Source organism: Micromonospora sp. CNZ309, assembly GCF_002846525.1.
This window is the reverse complement of record NZ_PJNG01000001.1, coordinates 6563243-6584190: the sequence shown is the minus strand read 5'-3', so window position 1 is coordinate 6584190 and position 20948 is coordinate 6563243. Positions and strand designations below refer to the sequence as shown.

Annotated in this window: 18 protein-coding genes; 7 read left to right on the top strand and 11 right to left on the bottom strand. The window is 74.8% G+C overall.

Annotated elements, in window-relative coordinates; all coding sequences use genetic code 11:
• Nucleotides 1–544 precede the first annotated feature (544 nt).
• A complete protein-coding gene (locus tag CLT72_RS28530; RefSeq protein ID WP_101414382.1) occupies nucleotides 545–1903 on the bottom strand; it encodes a hypothetical protein in 1359 nt (452 codons plus the stop codon).
• 192 nt (nucleotides 1904–2095) lie between these two features.
• Here CLT72_RS28530 and CLT72_RS28525 point away from each other — a divergent pair, with 192 nt between their 5' ends.
• The 6 genes from CLT72_RS28525 (at nucleotide 2096) to hutH (ending at nucleotide 10150) form a co-directional block, all read left to right on the top strand.
• Entirely contained in the window at nucleotides 2096–2947 is an 852-nt protein-coding gene (locus tag CLT72_RS28525) for a MurR/RpiR family transcriptional regulator (protein WP_101414381.1), read from the top strand.
• 17 nt (nucleotides 2948–2964) lie between these two features.
• Nucleotides 2965–4653 (top strand): urocanate hydratase, encoded by a 1689-nt coding sequence (hutU, locus tag CLT72_RS28520; protein ID WP_486484343.1) that lies wholly within the window; start codon nucleotides 2965–2967, stop codon nucleotides 4651–4653.
• Entirely contained in the window at nucleotides 4650–5849 is a 1200-nt protein-coding gene (locus tag CLT72_RS28515) for an allantoate amidohydrolase (protein WP_101414379.1), read from the top strand. The genes hutU and CLT72_RS28515 overlap by 4 nt, the downstream gene beginning before the upstream one ends.
• A gap of 229 nt (nucleotides 5850–6078) precedes the next feature.
• A complete protein-coding gene (locus CLT72_RS28510; protein ID WP_101414378.1) occupies nucleotides 6079–7437 on the top strand; it encodes a formimidoylglutamate deiminase in 1359 nt (452 codons plus the stop codon).
• Complete coding sequence (gene hutI / locus CLT72_RS28505) at nucleotides 7434–8618, top strand: imidazolonepropionase (RefSeq protein WP_101414377.1); 1185 nt, start codon at nucleotides 7434–7436, stop codon at nucleotides 8616–8618. Before CLT72_RS28510 ends, hutI begins: the two co-directional genes overlap by 4 nt.
• Entirely contained in the window at nucleotides 8615–10150 is a 1536-nt protein-coding gene (gene hutH / locus CLT72_RS28500) for a histidine ammonia-lyase (RefSeq protein WP_101414376.1), read from the top strand. Before hutI ends, hutH begins: the two co-directional genes overlap by 4 nt.
• A gap of 51 nt (nucleotides 10151–10201) precedes the next feature.
• Here hutH and CLT72_RS28495 read toward each other — a convergent pair whose 3' ends face one another.
• The 10 genes from CLT72_RS28495 to CLT72_RS28450 all read right to left on the bottom strand — a co-directional run bounded on the left by CLT72_RS28495 (nucleotide 10202) and on the right by CLT72_RS28450 (nucleotide 18069).
• On the bottom strand, nucleotides 10202–11116 hold the full coding sequence (locus CLT72_RS28495; RefSeq protein WP_250101613.1) for an AEC family transporter: 915 nt from the start codon (nucleotides 11114–11116) through the stop codon (nucleotides 10202–10204).
• A 23-nt stretch (nucleotides 11117–11139) separates the two neighbouring features.
• The gene (rdgB, locus tag CLT72_RS28490; protein WP_101414374.1) at nucleotides 11140–11757 is read right to left on the bottom strand and encodes an RdgB/HAM1 family non-canonical purine NTP pyrophosphatase; all 618 of its coding nucleotides are present in this window, start codon (nucleotides 11755–11757) and stop codon (nucleotides 11140–11142) included.
• A 52-nt stretch (nucleotides 11758–11809) separates the two neighbouring features.
• Nucleotides 11810–12541, bottom strand: a complete 732-nt coding sequence (gene rph / locus CLT72_RS28485; protein ID WP_101414373.1) for a ribonuclease PH — start codon at nucleotides 12539–12541, stop codon at nucleotides 11810–11812.
• Nucleotides 12542–12607: 66 nt separating this feature from the next.
• Nucleotides 12608–13354, bottom strand: coding sequence for an MBL fold metallo-hydrolase (locus CLT72_RS28480; RefSeq protein WP_089001776.1), 747 nt, complete (start codon nucleotides 13352–13354; stop codon nucleotides 12608–12610).
• A gap of 285 nt (nucleotides 13355–13639) precedes the next feature.
• The gene (locus CLT72_RS28475) at nucleotides 13640–14605 is read right to left on the bottom strand and encodes a pyridoxal-phosphate dependent enzyme (RefSeq protein WP_101414372.1); all 966 of its coding nucleotides are present in this window, start codon (nucleotides 14603–14605) and stop codon (nucleotides 13640–13642) included.
• Nucleotides 14606–14619: 14 nt separating this feature from the next.
• Nucleotides 14620–14973 (bottom strand): MoaD/ThiS family protein, encoded by a 354-nt coding sequence (locus CLT72_RS28470; protein ID WP_101414371.1) that lies wholly within the window; start codon nucleotides 14971–14973, stop codon nucleotides 14620–14622.
• Nucleotides 14974–15046: 73 nt separating this feature from the next.
• Nucleotides 15047–15535, bottom strand: coding sequence for a M67 family metallopeptidase (locus CLT72_RS28465; protein ID WP_089001779.1), 489 nt, complete (start codon nucleotides 15533–15535; stop codon nucleotides 15047–15049).
• 53 nt (nucleotides 15536–15588) lie between these two features.
• Nucleotides 15589–16083 carry a DUF2017 domain-containing protein gene (locus CLT72_RS28460; RefSeq protein WP_172896708.1) on the bottom strand — a complete coding sequence of 165 codons (495 nt, stop codon included), beginning with the start codon at nucleotides 16081–16083 and terminating at the stop codon, nucleotides 15589–15591.
• A gap of 2 nt (nucleotides 16084–16085) precedes the next feature.
• Nucleotides 16086–16376: an ATP-dependent Clp protease adapter ClpS gene (gene clpS / locus CLT72_RS28455; protein ID WP_101414370.1), complete on the bottom strand. Its 291-nt coding sequence runs from the start codon at nucleotides 16374–16376 to the stop codon at nucleotides 16086–16088.
• Nucleotides 16377–16524: 148 nt separating this feature from the next.
• Nucleotides 16525–18069: a P-loop NTPase family protein gene (locus tag CLT72_RS28450; RefSeq protein ID WP_101414369.1), complete on the bottom strand. Its 1545-nt coding sequence runs from the start codon at nucleotides 18067–18069 to the stop codon at nucleotides 16525–16527.
• A 202-nt stretch (nucleotides 18070–18271) separates the two neighbouring features.
• On the opposite strand from CLT72_RS28450, the gene CLT72_RS28445 reads away from it, so the two are divergent.
• Complete coding sequence (locus CLT72_RS28445; RefSeq protein ID WP_101414368.1) at nucleotides 18272–20947, top strand: LuxR C-terminal-related transcriptional regulator; 2676 nt, start codon at nucleotides 18272–18274, stop codon at nucleotides 20945–20947.
• Nucleotide 20948 lies beyond the last annotated feature (1 nt).

Below are 20948 nucleotides of genomic sequence, written 5' to 3'. Positions count from 1 at the left end.
ACATCTCCGTATCAGCCTTGGTCGGCCAGTCGCTGCCACGGCTGCGCTGGTCGTGCCGCCGTGCGGGGGTTTCGCTCACGCCCAGAGGGCGGGATCCAGAGCCGATGACGGATCGCTCCGGGCCGAAGCGGGACTTCGCGCGCTCATCATAGAGGTGGGTGTCAGCGAGGAACCATAGGTCCCGGGCCCACTCACGAGGACTTCCGGCCCGCACGCCGGCTGTACCGGACACACCGAACGTCACCTACGCGACGACGTTCCCCCGTGGCTGCTCCTGGGTGGCGTCGTCGGGGCGGCGCTGCTGGCCTACGCCGTGCACCGGTTCGTGGAACGCCCGCTCAGCCGGGCGCTGCGAAACGGGTTGAAGAGCAGTTTCCAGTAGGCCCGGGCCGCCTCGGAACCCAGGGGCCCTGATGCCGTCCCGCCCGTCGGCGATGCGCTCGTCCACCGGCGGCGGCCCGACCCACTTCGGTGACCGCTGCCGCTCACCACGGCCCGCGGTCGGAGCGCTGCGGGCTGCCTCTCCGGCCGGTCCGGATGCCGATCAGAAGCCGGCGTTGTCACGGATGGAGTTGACCACGCGCCGGATGACGTCGATCCAGTCCTCCGGGGCGGTCATTCGCAGCACGAGCTGACGGTCGATCGCACCGTCGGGCTCCGAGCGCCAGAATGCGACCACGACGATGCCGTACTTGTTGGCGCCGTTCAGCTTCACGGTCTCGGCCAGGACGACGTACGGCCCGCCGCTGCGCCACTGCAGTCCCCACGCCTCCTCCGCCTTGCGCAGGGCGTCGCGTTGCTCCTCGCCGCATTCAGGACAGTTACGGACGATCAGCTCGCCGCCGATCTCCGCGTTGTCCCCGATCGAGGCACCGCAGTTGTACTTGGCCTGCCCCTCGGTGCTGCCGCCAGGAGTGCACGTCCAGTCAGCCGGTGCCACGAAATCGAAGCCCAGGCCGTCCGGGGTCAGTGTCCGTACGGCGTCGCTCCTGCCGAAGACCTGCCATTTGGGCCAGTCCCCCGGCCGTGGCGGTTCGAGGCCCGGCTGTTGTGGACGCGCGCTCGGTGACCACTCCGGGGTGCCGGACTGGACCACGCCGGTGGGTGAGGGGTTCGCCGTCGGCTGCTCGGTCGTGTCCCTGAGCCCGACCCAGGCGAAGGCACCCGCACCGCCGAGGAGGACCAACACCAGCGCGACGATCCCGACCCGGAGCCCGGTACGGCGCCGGCGCGTCTCGGAGGGCGTGATGCGGCGAGCGGGTGCGGCGAGCGGATCGTACGGCGGGATGCCGGCCTGGGCGGCGGCAGGCGACTGGGGCGTCTCGGCGACCGGCTGCGCCGGCATCGCGGTGGTCGGCGCGTCCCAGCCCGGCGCCGGCGGGCCCGGGGCGGGGTGCGGGTTCGACGACACCGGCCGGGTGGGGTTCGGACCCGCCTGCACCGCCCACGGCAGGTGCGGCGGCCCGGAGATCGACTGCGGAACACCGGAGACCGGGTGGGCCACCCCGCTGACCGGCTGGGGCAGCCCGGAGACCGGCTGGGGCATCCCGCTGACCGGCTGGGGCACCCCGGAGACCGGCCGTGCGGCCGCCGGGTCGGGGGTGTACTCCACGCCGAGTGCACGCAGCAGCTTCTCCGCCCCCGGCCCCACCTCCGCCGAGTACGCCACCCAGGGCGCGGCGGCCGAGAAGTCGGCGTAGGCGTAGGGCAGGGGATCCGCGGCCTGCGCCAGCGAGTTCGTCATCCCGACGAACGCCTCCCGCCAGCCGGGGGCCGCGGCGACGGTGGCGTCCAGGACGGCCACGGTGACGAGGCGTCCCTGCTCGTCGATCGCCGCCCACGCCTTACCCACCGGAGACCCGCCCAGCACGTGGGTGAACCTGTAGGGACCTGCCGGCTGCATGCCAACTCCTCTGCTCAACCGCCGTGCGGATCCTACAGAGGCGGCGCCAGCAGCTCCGCCCACCCGTCGTCGGCCCGACACGCGCTGGGACGCCGGCAGGTCGCGCCTCTCCGGGTCTCTCCTCAGGCCACAGGTCGTCTGCGGCCGACAGGGGGTGTTGCCTGTGAAAGTTTTCATGCATACAGTCGCGGCATGAATGAGGGAGCTGTCGTGGCGCCCACCGAGCAGGTGCTCGACCTGTTCCAGGGGGTCCGGCTCACACCCACCCAGCGCCGGATCGCGCACTGCCTCGTGCAGCACGCGTCGGCCGCCGCGTACCTGTCGGCGGCCGAGGTCGCGGAGCTGGCGGGGGTCAGCCAACCGTCGGTCACCCGGTTCGCGGTCGCGCTCGGCCACGACGGCTATCCCGCGCTGCGCCGCCGGCTGCGCGAGCTGACCGCCGGCACCTCCGGCGACGCCGCCGACGCCGGCAACGAGCTCCAGCAGGCGGTACGCGCCGAGATCGGCAACCTCGACCGGCTCGCCGGGCAGCTCGCGGACCGGGACCGGATCGCCGAGACGGGCCGGCTGCTGGCCGCCAGCCGTCCCCTGCCCGTGCTCGGCCTGCGCGCCGCCGCGCCGCTCGCCGCCTACTTCGCCTACTTCGCGGCCAAGGTGCACCCCGACGTACGGGTACTCGACGACGGCGGCAGCCTGCTCACCGACCGCATCGAGCAGGCCGCCGAGGCCGGGGCGGGCGCCCTGCTCGCCTTCGTCCTCCCCCGCTACCCCCGGGAGACCCTGGACGCGCTGCGCGAGGCCCGGGCCGCCGGCCTCACCGTGGTGGCCATCACCGACTCGCCGGTCAGCCCGGCCACCGAGCACGCCGACGTGGTGCTGCCCGCCGCGGTCGGCGCGCGGCTCGTCTTCGACCTGCACACCGCGCCGATGACCCTGGCCATGGTGCTGCTCCAGGCCATCTGCGACGCCGCCCCGACCGACACCCAGCGCCGGTTGGAGGCCTTCGAGGCCTCCGCCGCCCGCCGCCAGTTGTTCCTCGGATGACCCGGAGGAGAGCCGAGATGACCCAGCACGTCCGCGCCGCACGCGGCACCGAACGCACCGCCCGTGGGTGGCCCCAGGAGGCCGCGCTGCGGATGCTGATGAACAACCTCGACCCGGAGGTGGCCGAGCGCCCCGACGACCTGGTGGTCTACGGCGGCACCGGCAAGGCCGCGCGGGACTGGCCGTCGTACCACGCGTTGGTGCGTACCCTCACCGACCTGCGCGACGACGAGACCATGCTGGTGCAGTCGGGCCGGCCGGTGGGCGTCATGCGTACCCACGAGTGGGCGCCCCGGGTGCTGCTGGCCAACTCCAACCTGGTGGGCGACTGGGCCACCTGGCCGGAGTTCCGCCGCCTCGAACAGCTCGGCCTGACCATGTACGGGCAGATGACCGCCGGTTCGTGGATCTACATCGGCACCCAGGGCATCCTCCAGGGCACCTACGAGACGTTCGCCGCCGTCGCCGCCAAGATCGCCGGCGCCCGTGGCGACGGGCAGGAGCTGGGCGGCGGCACGCTCGCGGGCACGCTGACGCTGACCGCCGGCTGCGGCGGGATGGGCGGGGCGCAGCCCCTCGCGGTCACCATGAACGGCGGCGTCTGCCTGGTCGTCGACGTGGACCGGACCCGCCTGGACCGCCGGGTGCACGACCGGTACCTCGACGAGGTCGCCGACTCCCTGGACGACGCCGTCGAGCGGGCGCTGGCCGCGAAGCGGGACCGGCGGGCGCTGAGCGTGGGCGTGGTCGGCAACGCGGCCACGGTCTTTCCGGAGCTGCTGCGCCGGGGCGTGGAGATCGACGTCGTCACCGACCAGACCAGCGCGCACGACCCGCTGTCGTACCTGCCGGAGGGGGTGGAGCTGGCCGACGCCCGGGACTACGCGGCGGCGAAGCCGGCCGAGTTCACCGACCGGGCTCGGGCCTCCATGGCGAAGCACGTCGAGGCGATGGTCGGTTTCCTCGACGCCGGCGCGGAGGTCTTCGACTACGGCAACTCGATCCGGGGCGAGGCGAAGCTCGGCGGGTTCGAGCGGGCCTTCGACTTCCCCGGCTTCGTGCCCGCGTACATCCGGCCGTTGTTCTGCGAGGGCAAGGGCCCGTTCCGGTGGTCGGCGCTCTCCGGCGACCCGGCCGACATCGCGGCCACCGACCGGGCGATCCTGGACCTGTTCCCGGAGAACGAGTCGCTGGCCCGGTGGATCCGGATGGCCGGCGAGCGGGTCGCCTTCCAGGGCCTGCCGGCGCGGATCTGCTGGCTCGGCTACGGCGAGCGGGACCTTGCCGGGGTGCGGTTCAACGAGATGGTGGCCTCCGGCGAGCTGAGCGCGCCCGTGGTGATCGGGCGGGACCACCTGGACTGCGGAAGCGTGGCGAGCCCGTACCGGGAGACCGAGGCGATGGCCGACGGCTCCGACGCGGTGGCCGACTGGCCGCTGCTCAACGCGCTGGTCAACACCGCCAGCGGGGCGTCCTGGGTGTCGATCCACCACGGCGGCGGGGTCGGCATCGGCCGTTCCATCCACGCCGGGCAGGTCTGCGTCGCCGACGGCACCGCGCTGGCCGGGCAGAAGATCGAGCGGGTGCTGACCAACGACCCGGCGATGGGCGTCATCCGGCACGTCGACGCCGGCTACGACGCCGCCCGCGAGGTCGCGGAGGCCACCGGCGTACGGGTGCCGATGGCGGAGGGAGGTACCGCATGAGCGACCTCGCCGGCCGGTTCCGGGCGCTGTGGGACGAGATCGCACCGGTCGGGCGTGACGATCGCAGCGGCGGCTACCTGCGGTACGCGCTGACCGAGCCGGAGCTGCGGCTGCGGGAGTGGTTCCGCGAGCAGGCCGACCGCCGTGGCATGCCGGTCACCGAGGACGGCAACGGCAACCTGTTCGCCCGCTGGGGCGAGCCGGGGGCCGGCGACGCGGTGCTCACCGGCAGCCACTTCGACTCGGTGCCGCACGGCGGGGCGTACGACGGGCCGCTCGGCATCGTCAGCGCGTTCCTCGCCGTCGACGAGCTGCGCGCGGCGGGCGTCGCGCCGGCCCGGCCCGTCGTGGTCGGCGCGTTCGTCGAGGAGGAGGGCGCGCGGTTCGGCGTACCGTGCCTGGGGTCCCGGCTGCTCGCCGGGGAGATCGCGGTGGAGCGCGCGGCCGGGTTGCGCGACGCGGACGGGGTGAGCTTCGCCGAGGCGCTGGGTGCCCGTCCCGCGGGCGCCCGCCCCGAGCTGCTGGGCGGCTTCGCCGCCTTCGTGGAGCTACACGTCGAGCAGGGCCGCGCGATGGTCGACGCGGACGCGGCGGTCGGGGTGGCCAGCGCCATCTGGCCGCACGGCCGCTGGCGCTTCGAGTTCACCGGCGAGGGCAACCACGCCGGCACGACGCGGATGGCCGACCGCCGCGACCCCATGCTGACGTACGCCTTCACGGTGCTCGCGGCGAACAAGGAGGCGCGGCTGCGCGGCGCGCACGCCACCGTCGGCCGGGTGGCGGTGGAGCCGAACGCCACCAACGCGATCCCGTCCAAGGTGACCGGCTGGCTGGACGCCCGGGCCGCCGAGCCGGAGACGCTGACGGGGCTGCTGGACGCGCTGCGCGCGAAGGCCGCCGAGCGGGCCCGCCGCGACGGTACGGAGGTGGCGCTGACGCAGGAGTCGGCCACCCCGTTGGTCGCCTTCGACGGCGGGCTGGCGGACCGGCTCGCCACCCTGCTCGACGCGCCGGTGCTGCCCACCGGGGCCGGGCACGACGCCGGGGTGCTCGCCGCGCACGTGCCCACGGCGATGCTCTTCGTGCGCAACCCGACGGGGGTGTCGCACGCGCCCGCCGAGTCCGCCAGCGACGCCGACTGCGCCGCCGGGGTGACCGCCCTGGCCCGGGTGCTGGAGGAGCTGACGTGCCGCTGACCGGCGGGCCGCGCCTTCTGACGTCCGATCCTGTCGCGGGGCTCCGCGCGGGCCGCCGTCCGGCCGCTGTCGAGCTGCCCTCACGGAAGGGGCAACGACCGGAGAGGGCTGGTTCGTTGGGCACGGTGGCGTTGCCGACGGAGCGGGGCCACCGTGGCGCGCGGCGCTCGCCCGGGCGGTCGGATCCGGCGGTCCCATGGACGGGGCAGCTCGACAGGAGGCCAACCAGATGACCGGAACCCGCTGGCTCGCCGAGTACGCCTGGCTGCCCGACCACGCCGAGCCGACCGCCGACGTGCTGATCGAGACGGCCGACGGGCGGATCACCGGTGTGACCCCGCTGACGGCCGGGAGCACCCCGACCGCCGGCGTCGAGGTCATGGCCGACGCCGAACGGCTGCCCGGGCTGACCCTGCCGGGGCTCGCCAACGCCCACTCGCACGCGTTCCACCGGGCGTTGCGCGGGCGCACCCACGGCGGGCGCGGCGACTTCTGGACCTGGCGCGACCGGATGTACGACGTGGCGCGGCGCCTCGACCCGGACTCGTACCTGGCCCTGGCCCGGGCGGTCTACGCCGAGATGGCGCTGGCCGGGATCACCTGCGTCGGCGAGTTCCACTACGTGCACCACGACCCGGACGGCACCCCGTACGCCGATCCGAACGCGATGGGCGAGGCGCTGGTCGAGGCCGCAGCGCACGCCGGGATCCGGATCACCCTGCTGGACACCTGCTACCTCACCGCCACGGTCGACGGGGAGCCGCTCGCCGGGCCGCAGCGGCGCTTCGGCGACGGCGACGCGCTGCGCTGGGCGGAGCGCGTCGACGCGTTCCGGCCCACGGACGACCACGTCCGGGTGGGTGCGGCGATCCACTCGGTGCGGGCGGTGCCGGCCGGGCAGCTCGCCACCGTGGCCGGGTGGGCGGACCGGCGCGGCGCGCCCCTGCACGTGCACCTCTCCGAGCAGCCGGCCGAGAACGACGCCTGCCGGGCGGTGCACGGCTGCACCCCGGCCCGGCTGCTCGCCGACCGGGGGGCGCTCGGCCCGGGCACCACGGCCGTGCACGCCACCCACCTGACGGGCGGCGATCTCACCCTGCTCGCCGACGCCGGCACGGGCGTCTGCCTCTGCCCGACCACCGAGCGGGACCTGGCCGACGGCATCGGCCCGGCCCGGCGGATGGCCGACGTCGGCCTACCGCTGAGCCTGGGCAGCGACAGCCACGCCGTGGTCGACCTCTTCGAGGAGGCCCGCGCGGTGGAGCTGGACGAGCGGCTGCGCACCCGCCGGCGGGGCCACTTCGGCGCCGCCGAGCTGCGCGACGCGGCCACCGTGGGCGGTCACGCCGCGCTGGGCTGGCGCGACGCCGGGCGGATCGCCGTGGGGGCGCGGGCCGACCTGGTGACCGTACGGCTGGACAGCCCGCGCACGGCCGGCGTACCGCCGGTGGGGGTGTGGTTCGCGGCGGGCGCGGCCGACGTCACGCACGTCGTGGTGGACGGCCGGCCGGTGGTGCGCGACGGCCGGCATCTCACGGTCGACGTGCCGGCCGAACTGACCGCGGCGATCGAGGAGGTGACCGCATGAGCAGCCTGCTGGTCGACGACATCGGCGAGCTGGTGACCAACGAGCCCGGGGGCGAGGGCGGACCGCTGGGCATCCGGCGCGGCGTCGCCCTGCTGGTCGAGGACGGGCGGGTGGCCTGGATCGGGCCGTCCCGCGACGCGCCGGCCGCCGACCGGCGCCTGGACGCGCGGGGCGCCGCCGTGCTCCCCGGCTTCGTGGACAGCCACGCCCACCTGGTCTTCGCCGGGGACCGGGCCGCCGAGTTCGCCGCCCGGATGGCCGGGCAGCCGTACACCGGCGGCGGCATCCGGACCACGGTCGGCGCCACCCGGGCGGCCGGCGACGACGAGCTGCGGGCCACCGTGCGGCGGCTGCGCGACGAGGCGCTGCGGCAGGGCACCACCACCATGGAGATCAAAAGCGGGTACGGCCTCACCGTCGCCGACGAGGCCCGCTCGCTGCGCATCGCCGCCGAGGTCAGCGAGGAGACCACCTTCCTCGGCGCCCACGTGGTCCCCGCCGAGTACGCCGACCGCCCCGACGACTACGTGGGGCTGGTGTGCGGGCCGATGCTGGCCGCCGCCGCGCCGCACGCGCGCTGGATCGACGTCTTCTGCGAGCGGGGCGCGTTCGACGTCGACCACGCCCGTGCCATCCTCGCCTGCGGGCAGGCCGTCGGGCTGGGCGTGCGGGTGCACGCCAACCAGCTCGGCCCCGGGCCGGGCGTCCAGCTCGGCGTGGAGCTGGGCGCCGCCAGCGTCGACCACTGCACCCACCTGACCGACGCCGACGTCGACGCGCTGGCCTCGACCCGGGTCGACGGCGGGCACACCACCGTGGCGACCCTGCTGCCCGGCGCCGAGTTCTCGACCCGTTCGCCGTACCCGGACGCCCGCCGGCTGCTCGACGCCGGCGTCACCGTGGCACTGGCGACCGACTGCAACCCCGGTTCGTCGTACACGTCGTCGATGCCGTTCTGCGTCGCGCTCGCCGTACGCGAGATGCGGATGACCCCGGCGGAGGCCGTCTGGGCCGCGACCGCCGGCGGCGCGCGGGCGCTGCGCCGCGACGACATCGGGCGGCTCGGCGTCGGGGCGCGGGCCGACCTGATCGTCCTCGACGCCCCGTCCCACCTGCACCTGGCCTACCGGCCGGGGGTGCCACTGATCCGCCAGGTCCTGCGCAACGGAGTGCTCCAATGACCGTGACCATCCTGCCCACCGGGATCTCCCCCGCCGACGTGCTCGCCGTGGCGCGCGGCTCCGCCAAGGTCGTGCTCGACCCGGCCACCGTGGACGCCATGACCACCAGCCGGTCGATCGTCGACGGCATCGAGGCCGCCGGCCGCCCGGTCTACGGCGTCTCCACCGGCTTCGGCGCGCTGGCGAACACCTTCGTCGCGCCCGAGCGGCGGGCCGAGCTCCAGCACGCGCTGATCCGCTCGCACGCCGCCGGCGTGGGCGCGCCGATGCCGCGCGAGGTGGTCCGGGCCATGATGCTGCTGCGGGTCCGCTCGCTGGCGCTCGGCCGCTCCGGGGTCCGGCCCCTGCTCGCCGAGGCGCTGGTCGACCTGCTCAACCACGACGTGACGCCGTGGGTGCCGGAGCACGGCTCGCTGGGCGCCTCCGGCGACCTGGCGCCGCTGGCGCACTGCGCGCTGGTGCTGCTCGGCGAGGGCTGGGTGCTCGGGCCGGCCGGCGAGCGGCTGCCGGCCGCCGACGCGCTGCGCCGGGCCGGGCTGACGCCGGTCGGGCTGGCCGCGAAGGAGGGGCTGGCGCTGATCAACGGCACCGACGGCATGCTCGGCATGCTGCTGCTGGCGATCCACGACGCCGCGCACCTGTTCACGATGGCCGACGTCACCGCCGCCCTCGCCATCGAGGCGATGCTCGGCTCGGAGCGGCCGTTCCTGCCGGAGCTGCACGCCATCCGCCCGCACCCCGGGCAGTCGGCCTCGGCGGCGAACATCCACCGGCTGCTCCAGGACTCCCGGGTGATGGACTCGCACCGCGACGACCTCGCGCACGCGGTGCAGGACGCGTACTCGATGCGGTGCGCGCCGCAGGTCGCCGGGGCCGCCCGGGACACGCTGGACTTCGTCCGCACGGTGGCCGGCCGGGAACTGGTCTCGGTGGTGGACAACCCGGTGGTGCTGCCCGACGGCCGGGTCGAGTCGACCGGGAACTTCCACGGCGCGCCGCTCGGCTTCGCCGCGGACTTCCTCGCCATCGCCGCCGCCGAGGTGGGCGCGATCGCCGAGCGCCGGGTGGACCGGCTGCTCGACGTCACCCGGTCCCGGGACCTGCCGGCCTTCCTCTCCCCCGACGCCGGCGTCAACTCCGGGCTGATGATCGCCCAGTACACGGCGGCCGGGATCGTCGCGGAGAACCGCCGGCTCGCCGCGCCCGCGTCGGTGGACTCGCTGCCCACGAGCGGGATGCAGGAGGACCACGTCTCGATGGGCTGGGCGGCGGCCAAGAAGCTGCGCACCGTGCTGGACAACCTGACCAGCCTGCTCGCCGTCGAGCTGCTCGCCGGCGTACGCGGGCTCCAGCTGCGCGCCCCGCTCGACCCGTCGCCGGCCGGCCGGGCCGCCGTCGCGGCGCTCGGCGGGATCGCGGGGGAACCCGGGCCGGACGTCTTCCTGGCCCCGCTGATGGAGGCCGCCCGCTCCGTGGTGGCCGGGCCCGACCTGCGCGCCGCCATCGAGCGCGAGATCGGGACCCTGGACTGACGGACGCCCGGGCCACCGTCGCGCCACGGTGGCCCGGGCGCCTGCCGGGTGTCAGCCCGCCAGCACCGCCACCCCGATCAGCACGGGCACGGCGGTCACCGTCGACAGCAGGATCGAGTCGCGCGCCAGGACCGTGCCCCGGCCGTAGCGGACCGCGTACACGAAGACGTTCTGCGCCGTCGGCAGGGCGGCGGTGACCGTGCAGGCCAGCACGATCGCCGCCGGCAACCCCATCGCGAAGCGCGCGACGAGGTAGGCGACGGCGGGCTGGGCCACGGTCTTGAGGACGACCGCGAGGCGTACGTCCCGACCGGTGTCGCCGGAGCCGGGCCGCGGCGCGCCGTGCAGGGAGACGCCGTACGCGATCAGCGTGGCGGGGACCGCCATCGCCGCGACGAGTGCGATGGGCCGCAGCACCGGTTCCGGCGGCAGCCAGCCCGTCAGGCTGGCCGCGACGCCCAGCGCGCACGCGACGGTGACCGGGTTGGTGAGCGGCTGGAGCACCACGCTGCCGAGCGACGGCCGTCTCTTCGCCGTGGCCGCCTCGAGGAAGGCGAACGCGACCGGCGTCACGACGACCAGCTGGAACATCAGGACGGGCGCGACGAACGCGGCGTCGCCGAGGACGTAGACGGCGACCGGGATGCCGATGTTCGCCGCGTTGACGTACGACGAGGCCAGCGCCCCGATCGTCGCCTCCGCGACCGGGCGGCGCCAGCAGAACCGCGCGACGACCACGTACAGCGACGCCACGGCGATGGTGCTCGTCACCGTCACGACCAGGGCGGACGAGACGATCGCGGGCACGTCGGCCCGGGCCACCGTCTGGAACAGCAGCGCCGGGGTCGCCACGAAGAACGCGACCCGGGACAGGACGGTGGCCGCCTCCGGCCCCAGCACCCCGCCGCGACCGAGCGCGTAGCCGACGGCGATGACGGTGGCGATGACGGCGAAGCCCGTCAGCACCCCTCCCACCGGGGGCGGGGCCGTCAGCTCGCGGGCGGCAGCACCTTGGCGACCAGCTTGGCCAGCTCCCGCAGCGCCTTGCCCCGGTGGCTGACCGCGTCCTTCTCCTGCGGCGTCAGCTCCGCGTTGGTGCGGTCCTGCCCGTCGCCGAGGAAGATCGGGTCGTAGCCGAACCCGCCGTCGCCGCGCGGCGCCCGGAGCAGCCGGCCGCTCTGCCGGCCGTCGACCAGGTGCTCCTTGCCGCCCGGCAGCACCAGGGCCACCGTGCAGACGAAGGACGCGGCCCGGTGCTCGTCGGGCAGGTCCGCGATCTGGTCCAGCACGAGCTGGAGGTTGGCCTGGTCGTTGCCGTGCCGGCCGGCCCAGCGGGCGCTGAACACCCCGGGCATGCCGTTGAGGGCCTCGACGGCGATCCCGGAGTCGTCGGCGATCGTCGGCAGTCCGGTGCGCCGGCAGCCCTCCCGCGCCTTGATCAGCGCGTTCTCGCCGAACGTCAGGCCGGTCTCGGGCAGCTCCGGGTACTCCTCGACGTCGTTCAGCCCGATCAGGGCGACGCGGTGCGCGCCGAGCGCGCCGTCCAGGATCCGCTGGAGCTCGACGAGCTTCTTGCGGTTACGGGTGGCGAGCAGCACCTTGTTCATCTGAATCCACCTTTGTTCGCGACTGCGGGGCCCGCAAGCTCACTCCTCGCGCTCACGGGAGGGAGAGCGCCTTCCGCTGGGCTTCGGCAAGTTCCACGCAGCCGGCGACGGCCAGGTCGAGCAGGGCGTCGAGCTGCTCGCGGGCGAAGACGCCCGCCTCACCGGTGCCCTGCACCTCGACGAACTCGCCGGTGCCGGTGCAGACCACGTTCATGTCGACCTCGGCGGCCACGTCCTCGGCGTAGTCGAGGTCCAGCCGGGGCTCGCCGTCGATGATCCCGACGCTGATCGCGGCCACCGAGCGGTGCATCACCTTCTCGGGCTTGCCGACCAGCGACTTGCGCCCGGCCAGCCAGGTCACCGCGTCGTGCAGCGCCACGTACGCGCCGGTGATCGCGGCGGTGCGGGTGCCGCCGTCGGCCTGGAGCACGTCGCAGTCGAGGACGATCGAGTTCTCGCCGAGGGCCTTGAGGTCGATGGCGGCCCGCAGGCTCCGGCCGATCAACCGGGAGATCTCGTGCGTACGCCCGCCGACCCGGCCCTTCACGCTCTCCCGGTCGGAGCGGGTGTTGGTGGCCCGCGGCAGCATCGCGTACTCAGCGGTCACCCAGCCGAGCCCGGAGCCCTTGCGCCAGCGGGGCACCCCCTCGGTGACGCTGGCGGTGCAGAGCACCCGGGTGCCGCCGAACTCCACGAGCACCGAGCCCTCCGGATGGGTGCTCCAGCCCCGGGTCAACGTCACAGGTCGGAGTTCGTCGGGTCGCCGCCCGTCAGGTCGTGCCATCCCTGCACCCTATGCGGTGCCCCGAGCGGTGCGCCCCGGGGTGTCCCACCCCTGCGCGGCGGCCGGTCAGATCTCGTAGCTGGCGCCGGGCCGGACCACCTCGAGCGGCCCGTCGAAGGCGGCGCCGGCCGACTCCACGGTGTGCGCCTCGCTGCCCCAGGCCGCCACCAGGTGGGTGAGCAGCAACCGGCCCACCCCCGCCTTGGTCGCCGCCTCGCCGGCCTCCCGGCCGGTCAGGTGCAGGTCCGGCGGGTTCTCCACGCCGTCGAGGTAGCTCGCTTCGCAGAGAAACGTGTCGGCGTCCTGGGCCAGCCGGAGCAGCGCGTCGCAGGGCGCGGTGTCCGAGGAGTAGCAGAGCACCCGGCCGTCGTGCTCCAGCCGGACGCCGTACGTCTCGACGGGGTGGTTGACCCGGTCGACGGTGACGGCGAAGGGGCCGATCGGGAAGGTGCCGGGTTCGAGGGCGTAGAACTGGTAGACGTCCTCGACCGTGCTGTCCTCCTGCCCGTACACGGCCGCCAGCCGGTCCGGCGCGCCCGACGGGGCGTAGACCGGCAGCGGCGGGCAGGGGCCGTCGGGGGCGTAGCGGCGCACCACCACGTACGAGGCGGCGTCGAGGATGTGGTCGCAGTGCAGGTGGGTGAGGACGATGGCGTCGGGGGCGTGCAGCCCGGCGTAGCGCTGGAGGTTGGACAGCGACCCGGAGCCGAAGTCGACCAGCAGCCGGAAGCCGTCCGCCTCGACGAGGTAGGCCGAGCAGGGGGACTCGGGACCGGGGAAACTGCCCGCGCAGCCGAGGACGGTCAGTCGCATCGAGTCATCTCACTGTCACGCTGTGTAGTCTTCGCGTCGACGGTCCCGCCGTGGATGATCTCTACCGACGCGTACGCCACGCAGGGCAGCCTACGCGCGCCCGCGCGGCGACAAGAGTCATCCACTGGAAGTTGTCATCAACGTGACACCCTGCCGCGCCGGCCGCGCCGCCGGCGTGACGAGACGCCGTCCGGCGGTAGCGCTGGGTGAGTGGACCGGCCGGGCCACGAGCCCCCGTCCCCTGGCCGGGCCACCGACGGGTGTCGGCGGCCCGGCCAGGGGACGTCAGGCCCAGAGCTGGCCCTCCAGGGCGTCCTCCGCGTCGGCGAGGGTGCCGCCGTAGGCCCCGGTGGAGAGGTACTTCCAGCCGCCGTCGGCGACCACGAAGGCCACGTCGGCCCGCTGCCCGGCGCGGACGGCCTCGTGCGCCACCGCCAGGGCGGCGTGCAGGATCGCGCCCGTGGAGAACCCCGCGAAGATGCCCTCCACCTCGACGAGCTGCCCGGTCCGCAGCACCGCGTCGCGAGTGCCGACGGAGAAGCGCCGGGACAGCACCGACGCGTCGTAGAGCTCCGGGACGTAGCCCTCGTCGATGTTGCGCAGCCCGTAGACCAGCTCGCCGTAGCGCGGCTCGGCCGCGACGACCTGGATGCCGTCGACCTTCTCCCGCAGGTAGCGCCCGGTGCCCATGAGCGTCCCGGTGGTGCCGAGACCCGCCACGAAGTGCGTGATCGTGGGCAGGTCGTGCAGCAGCTCGGGGCCGGTGGTCTCGTAGTGCGCGCGGGCGTTGGCGTCGTTGCCGTACTGGTAGAGCATGACCCAGTCGGGGTGCTCGGCCGAGATCTGCTTGGCGGTGGCCACCGCCTGGTTGGAGCCGCCGGCCGCCGGCGAGAAGATGATCTCCGCGCCGTACATCCGGAGCAGCTGCACCCGCTCGGTCGAGACGTTCTCCGGCATCACGCACACCAGCCGGTAGCCGCGCAGCTTGGCCACCATCGCCAGCGAGATGCCGGTGTTGCCGCTGGTCGGTTCGAGGATGGTGTCGCCCGGCCGCAGCCGGCCCGCCTCCTCGGCCGCCCGGACCATGAACAGGGCCGCCCGGTCCTTGATGCTGCCGGTCGGGTTCCGGTCCTCCAGCTTCGCCCAGAGCCGCACCGGCGGCGCCCCGTCGGGCACCGTCGGGGAGAGCCGGGGCAGCCCGACCAGGGGCGTGCCCCCGCAGGCGTCGAGCAGGCTGTCGTACCGCGCCACGGCGACCGCCGCCGTCAGCGGGCGGTGACGGCCGACCGCGCGGCCACCGCGGCGCCGTGCTGGGCGATCGCGGCGGCGGCGGCGAACCCGAACGCGCCGCCGGCGACCGCCGGCAGGATGGTCACGCTGTCGCCGTCGTTGAGCTTGGCGTCCAGCGCGCCCAGGAAGCGGACGTCCTCGTCGTTGACGTAGACGTTGACGAAGCGGTGCAGCGCACCGGCGTCGGTGACCAGCCGGGCCCGCAGGCCGGCGTGCCGGGAGTCCAGGTCGGCGAGCAGGTCGGCCAGCGTGTCGCCGGCTCCCTCGACGACCTTCGCGCCGCCGGTGTAGCTGCGCAGGATGGTGGGGATGCGAACCTCGATGGCCATGGTGTCGTGCTCCTTGACGATGGTCGGGCGTGCCGGAAGGTGACGGGACGTGAACGGGTGGGACGGCGCTGGATCAGCGGCCGGAACACTCGTAGTCGACCGTCGCCGGGCTCTGCCCGAACATGTAGGACTGCACGGCGTGCGGGTCCACCCCCGCCTCCACGATCCGGACCGGCTCCTCGGTCACCACGCCGTCGACGATCCGGAAGGAGCGGATCTCCTCCGAGTCGGGGTCGCGGGTGGAGACCAGCAGGTAGTGCGCGCCGGGCTCACCGGCGAAGGAGATGTCCGTCCGGGACGGGTACGCCTCCGTGGCGGTGTGCGAGTGGTAGATGACGACGGGCTCCTCGTCCCGGTCGTCCATCTCGCGCCACACCCGCAACTGCTCCATCGAGTCGAACTCGTAGAACGTCATGGAACGGGCGGCGTTGTCCATCGGGATGTGCCGGGCGGGGGTGTCGCTGCCGGCGGGACCGGCGACCACGCCACAGGCCTCGTCGGGGTGGTCCCGACGAGCGTGGGCGACGATCGCCTCGACGATCGACCGGTCGATGCTCAGCACGTGCTCCAGCCTAACGCGTACCTGCCGCGACCTTAAGGTGGCGACGGTCACGACTAGTCGATCAGGGCGTTGAGCAGGGATTCCTGGAGATAACCGAGGTACGCGTAGACCGACAGTTGGAACACCCGGCTGGAGGTCGGATCCTCCGCGACCGCGTCGTCGAGCTCCTCGCCGAGGTCGGTGCCGTCCTTGATCTCCAGCCGGACGCCCATCGCCAGCCGGGCGTCGTTGAGCGCCCGCAGCCACGCCTCGGCCGCCTCCGCGTCGAGGCGCACCTCGCCGCCGGCCGAGTCGGGCAGCGAGGCGAGGATCGCCCCCGCCTGGTCGATCTTGGCGGTCTTCAGGTCGCCCTCGGTGTAGCGGCGGAACTCGGCGGTGCCGGACGCGTCGTCCGGGTAGACCTCGGGGAAGAGCCGGCCCACCACCGGATCGGTGTGGTCGAAGCCGTCGGTGAGCAGCCCCACCACCTCGGATGCCACCTTGCGCAGCACCCGCACCTCGTCGACGGCGAAGGTGGCGACGTAGCGGTCGCCCTGGCGACGGAACATGCTCACGACCGGTCCACCGTCGCCCACAGCCCGTACGCGTGCAGCTGCGACGCGTCGTGCTCCATCCGCTCCCGGGCGCCGCTGGAGACCACGGCGCGGCCCTTGTGGTGCACGTCGAGCATCAACTCTTCCGCCTTCTCCCGGCTGTAGCCGAAGAGCTTCTGAAAGACCCAGGTCACGTACGTCATGAGGTTGACCGGGTCGTCCCACACGATCGTCACCCACGGCCGATCGGACGCCGGCACCTCGTCGGTGTCCGGCGTTTCGACAGGTGCAACCTGCGGAGCCGCCATGCCCCCCATCGTGCCACCGGATTCGGCGAACCGAGGAACCGGAACGCCGGGCCGACGTGGATCACCGCGTCCGGCCTGGTCAGGGGCGTCGGCGGCAACCAGCGGCGGCCTCGGCCCGGTGCCGACGCCGCGAGCGGACGGGCCGCCCTCAGGCGAGCAGGATGCCGTGGTCGACAGCATCGGAGAGCACCCCGTCCAGGGAGAGCCGGACCACCTCGAACCGCCGGGACACCTCCCGGGACAGCTCGAGTTCGACCTCGCGCAGCGCGCGCTGCGCCCAGGCTCGGGCGGCGTTGGAGTCACGGTTGCCGGGGCTGCGCCAGTGCTGCCAGCAGCCGCCGGAGAGGGCCACGGCCACCGGCGGGAGCACCTCCACGCGCTCCGCACCGGGGTGGCTCGCCAGCGCGTCGGCCGCCCCGGCGCCGGTCAGCCCCGCCACACCGCCGGTGCTGGTGACCAGCAGCACCCGGTCCAGCTCGTGCTCGCCCCGGTGTTCCGTCAGGGCCCAGCGCACCGGGGCGTACAGGCGCCGACGGACGCCCACCGGCAGCGGCGCGCCGAAGACCCGGCCGGCCGCCTCGTCGATGAGCCCCCGCACCGCCTCGTCGCACTGGACGGTCGCCAGCAGCGACAGCGCCTCCATCTCCCGGTCGAGCAGCTGCGGCAGGCCGGCGCAGCCGACCCCGAAGACGATCTCCTGGACCACGCGGAGGTGGATGTTCGCCAACTCCAGGGCGAGGTGCTGGCGGATGCGCCGGGAGGAGGAGCGGGCCTGCCGGTCGAGCTGCTCCGACCAGTCGCCCGGCTCGGCCACCACCGGCACCCGGCCGTGCGAACCGGGCAGCACCGGCGGTTCGGCGCTCGCGCGCCGCAGCCCCTCGTCGGCGGCCCAGCCGACCAGTGCCCGGCGCAGGTCCGCCCCGTCGTCCGTCGCCGCCAGCGGGAACCAGCGGGCGTCGGCGAGCCCGGGAACGGCGGCCAGCAGGGCCGCCCGGTGCGCCTCGACGGTGACCGCGACGGAATCCACCGGCGCGGGGACCGGCCCGACGGACACCCCCGTGTCCTCCGTCGTCGCCGCGTCCTCACCCACCGGGGCCCAGCCGCCCGCGCCCGGGGTCACCGCGAAGACGACCTCGACCCCGGCGCGGGCCAGGTCGGCGAGCAGGTGCAGCTCGACGGCGGCGAAGGCCTGGTCGGCGGCGATCACGAAGAGCACCGCCCCGGACCGGACCGCCGCGTCGAGCAGCAGTTGGCCGCCGGCCACCCCGAGCGACCCGGTGTCGGGCGTGTCGACGAGGCTGAAGTGCCGCAGCAGGGGCTCGGGCAGGCTCAGCTCGACCCGGCGCGGCGGGCGCGCGAGCGCCGGCCCGGCGGCCAGCCGGTCGGCCCCGTAGGAGTGGGGCTGGCGGTAGCCGGGCACGTAGGCGGCCCGCGTCGGCACCCGGGAGTGGCGCACCACGAGCCAGCTGCCGGCCGGCACGGCGAGCATGGCGGGATCGAGCCGGAGCAGGCGGGCGAGCACCTCGGGCCGCCCCGCGCCGGCCGGGCCGACGCCGATCACGGCCAGCGGCTCCTCCGGCCGGGGTTCGGTCGCCCCCAGCCGGACGGGCAGTCGCCCCCGACGGGGCAGCTCGGCCGCCGCGGCGACGTCGCCGTCGGGCACTCCGACGGCGGGGAGAGGGCCGGGCTTCATCGAAAGCGGCCTCCCGTGGCAGGCGACCGGCAGCGGCCGGCCGCGTGGAAACGTCCGGTGAGGGCACCCGGATGCCGGAAGAGTACGGGCGACCGGGCCCCCGGACCGAATACTTCGAATACTCAGGGGTAACCACGAGACTACTCAACTTCGGTGCGTGACGAAGTGCACGCGGACGGATTCCGGTCGATATGCTGCCCCGATGAGTCGGTGGGGTTTCGTCGGCCGTACGGATGAGCTCAACCGTCTGCTGTCGGCGGTGACCGGCGCGGAGGGGCGGGGCCTCTTCTTCTGCGGCAGTGCGGGCATCGGCAAGAGCCGGCTGCTGCGCGAGGGGGTGGCGGCCCTGCCGCGCGACGGGTACGCCGTCTGGTCGATCGCGGCCAGCGCCACCACCGCCGCGCTCCCCTTCGGCGGTCTCGTCCAGGTGCTCCCCACCGAGCAGCCGCACGGCCTCTCCCCCGCCGGCATCCTGCGCTGGGCGGTGGACGTGCTGCAACAGCAGGCCGCCGGCCGACGCATCGTGCTCGCGGTCGACGACGCGCACCTGCTCGACCCGCCGTCCGCGGCGCTGGTGCACCTCGTCGCGCGGGCCGACAACGCCACGGTCGTCGGCACCTCGCGCGACGGCGAGCAGCTCCCGCTGCCGATCCGGGCCCTGTGGACCGACGGCCTGGTCGACCACGTCGAGCTGAAGCCGCTGCCGCCGGCCCAGACCACCCGGCTGCTCTCCGAGATCCTGCGGGGACCGGTCGACGCCACCTCCGCCGACCGGCTCGGCCGGCTCTCCGAGGGCAACCCGCTGCTGCTGCGCGAGCTGGTGTTCGCCGCCGACCGCGGTGAGCTGACCCGCACGTACGGAATCTGGAAGTGGACCGGCCGGCTGGAGCTGGCGCCCAACCTGACCGACCTGATCGACATCCGGATCGGCCAGCTCACCTCGGGCGTACGCGGGGTGGTGGAGCTGGTCGCCTTCGGCGAGCCGCTCGGGCTGCACCTGCTCAACCAGGCCGCCGACCCGGTGGACGTGGAGACCGCCGAGGAGCGCGGGCTGATCGCCGTGGAGCACGACGACCGGCGGGCCAACGTGCGGCTGGCCCACCCGCTCTACGGCGAGGTGATGCGCCGCCGCTGCCCGGTGAGCCGGACGCGGCGGTTGCAGGCCCGTCTCGCCGAGCTGCTGGAGCTGGTCGGCAAGCGACGCCGCGACGACCTGCTCCGGGTGGCCGTCTGGCGGCTCGACTCAGGCACCGCACAGGATCCGGCCCTGCTGCTCGACGCGGCCGGGCAGGCGTTCGCCCGCTACGACGTACCGCTGGCGACCCGGCTGGCCCGCGCGGCGCTCGACGCGGGCGGCGGCTTCGACGCGGCGGAGCTGCTGGCCACCATCCTGATGTTCGGCGACCGCCCGGACGAGGCGATCGAGGTGCTGGACGCGGTCGCCACCGACATCGAGGGCGACCGGCGGCTGAGCCGCTGGCTGACCGTGCGGGGCATGGTCAGCTACTGGGGGCTGAGCCGGGAGTCCACGGTGGAGGAGATCGCGGCCCGCCGGTCGACCCTCGCCGACTCCGCCGACCAGGCGCGGGTGCTGGCCTTCGAGGGCATCATGCGGCTGCACCGGCTGGACACCGCCATCGCGCTGCGGCTCGGGCAGACGGTGCTGGACCGGCCGGCCGCGAGCGTCGCGGCCCGGGAACTGGCCCGCAGCACGATCGCCCACCTCCAGGCGGCGCAGGGGCAGCTGCACCGCAGCGCCACCGCGATCAACAAGGTGCAGGCCGAGGCGGGCCGGTGGCGGGGCGACATGCCGTACCTGCAACTGGCCCTGGAGCTGGCCCGAGGCACCCGGCTGGCGCTCGCCGGCGACCTGGCCGGCATCGACGCCATCGTGGCCGACGAGTTCGCCGACCTGGCCGGCGCCGGGGACTTCCGACTCGGCACCGGCTACCTGGCCATCCTCCAGGCGTACGCGGCCCGGCTGCGCGGCCAGAGCGACACGGCGCTGCGCACCAGCCTCGGCGCCTGCGCGGTGCTCGCCACCAGCCGGGTGTACGCGGGCCTGGCCCAGGCCGAACGCGCCCAGGCGGCGGCGCTGCGGGGCGACGCCGCGCAGGCGGCGGAAGCCATGGCGGAGGCCGACCGCACCCACGCCCCCGGCATGGTCGTGCTCTACCCGTGGCTGGAGCAGGCCCGCGGCGCCGTGCTCGCCGCCGGGGGCGACGTGTCCGGCGCCGTCAAGCACCTGACCGGGCTCGCCGACCGGCTGCGCGCGGACGGCCTCGCCGGCCACGAGGTGCACGTGCTGCACGACCTGGTCCGGCTGGGCCAGGCGGCCGCGCCGCTCGGGCCGACCTGCTCCGACGGCAGCCGGCGCACCGTCGCGCAGCGGCTCGCCGAGCTCTCCGAACGGGTCGACGGGGTGCTGCCGCCGCTGCTCGCCCGGCACGCCCGGGCCGCCGTGGGCGGCTCCGCCGACGAGCTGCTGGCGGTCGCCGACGGCTTCGACGCGCTGGACCTGGCCGTCTACGCGGTGGAGGCCACGGCCGCCGCCCTGGACCGGCTGCGCCGGCAGCGGTCCCCGGCGGCGGCCCCGGCCCGCGAACGCCTCGCGGCCCTGCTCAGCCGCTGCGATCTGATCCGCACCCCGGCGTTGCGGGCCGGCTGCCCGGCGCTGAGCGAGCGCGAGTGGCAGGTGGCGCGCCTCGCCGCCGACGGGGTGACCAGCCGGGCCATCGCCGAGCGGCTCTTCCTCTCCGCCCGCACGGTGGAGAACCACCTCCAGCGCATCTACGGCAAGCTCGGCGTCGCCGGGCGGGCGGAGCTGCGGGCCGCCCTCCAGGCGATCCCGGGCCACGAGGGCGGCGAGAGCGGGTGAA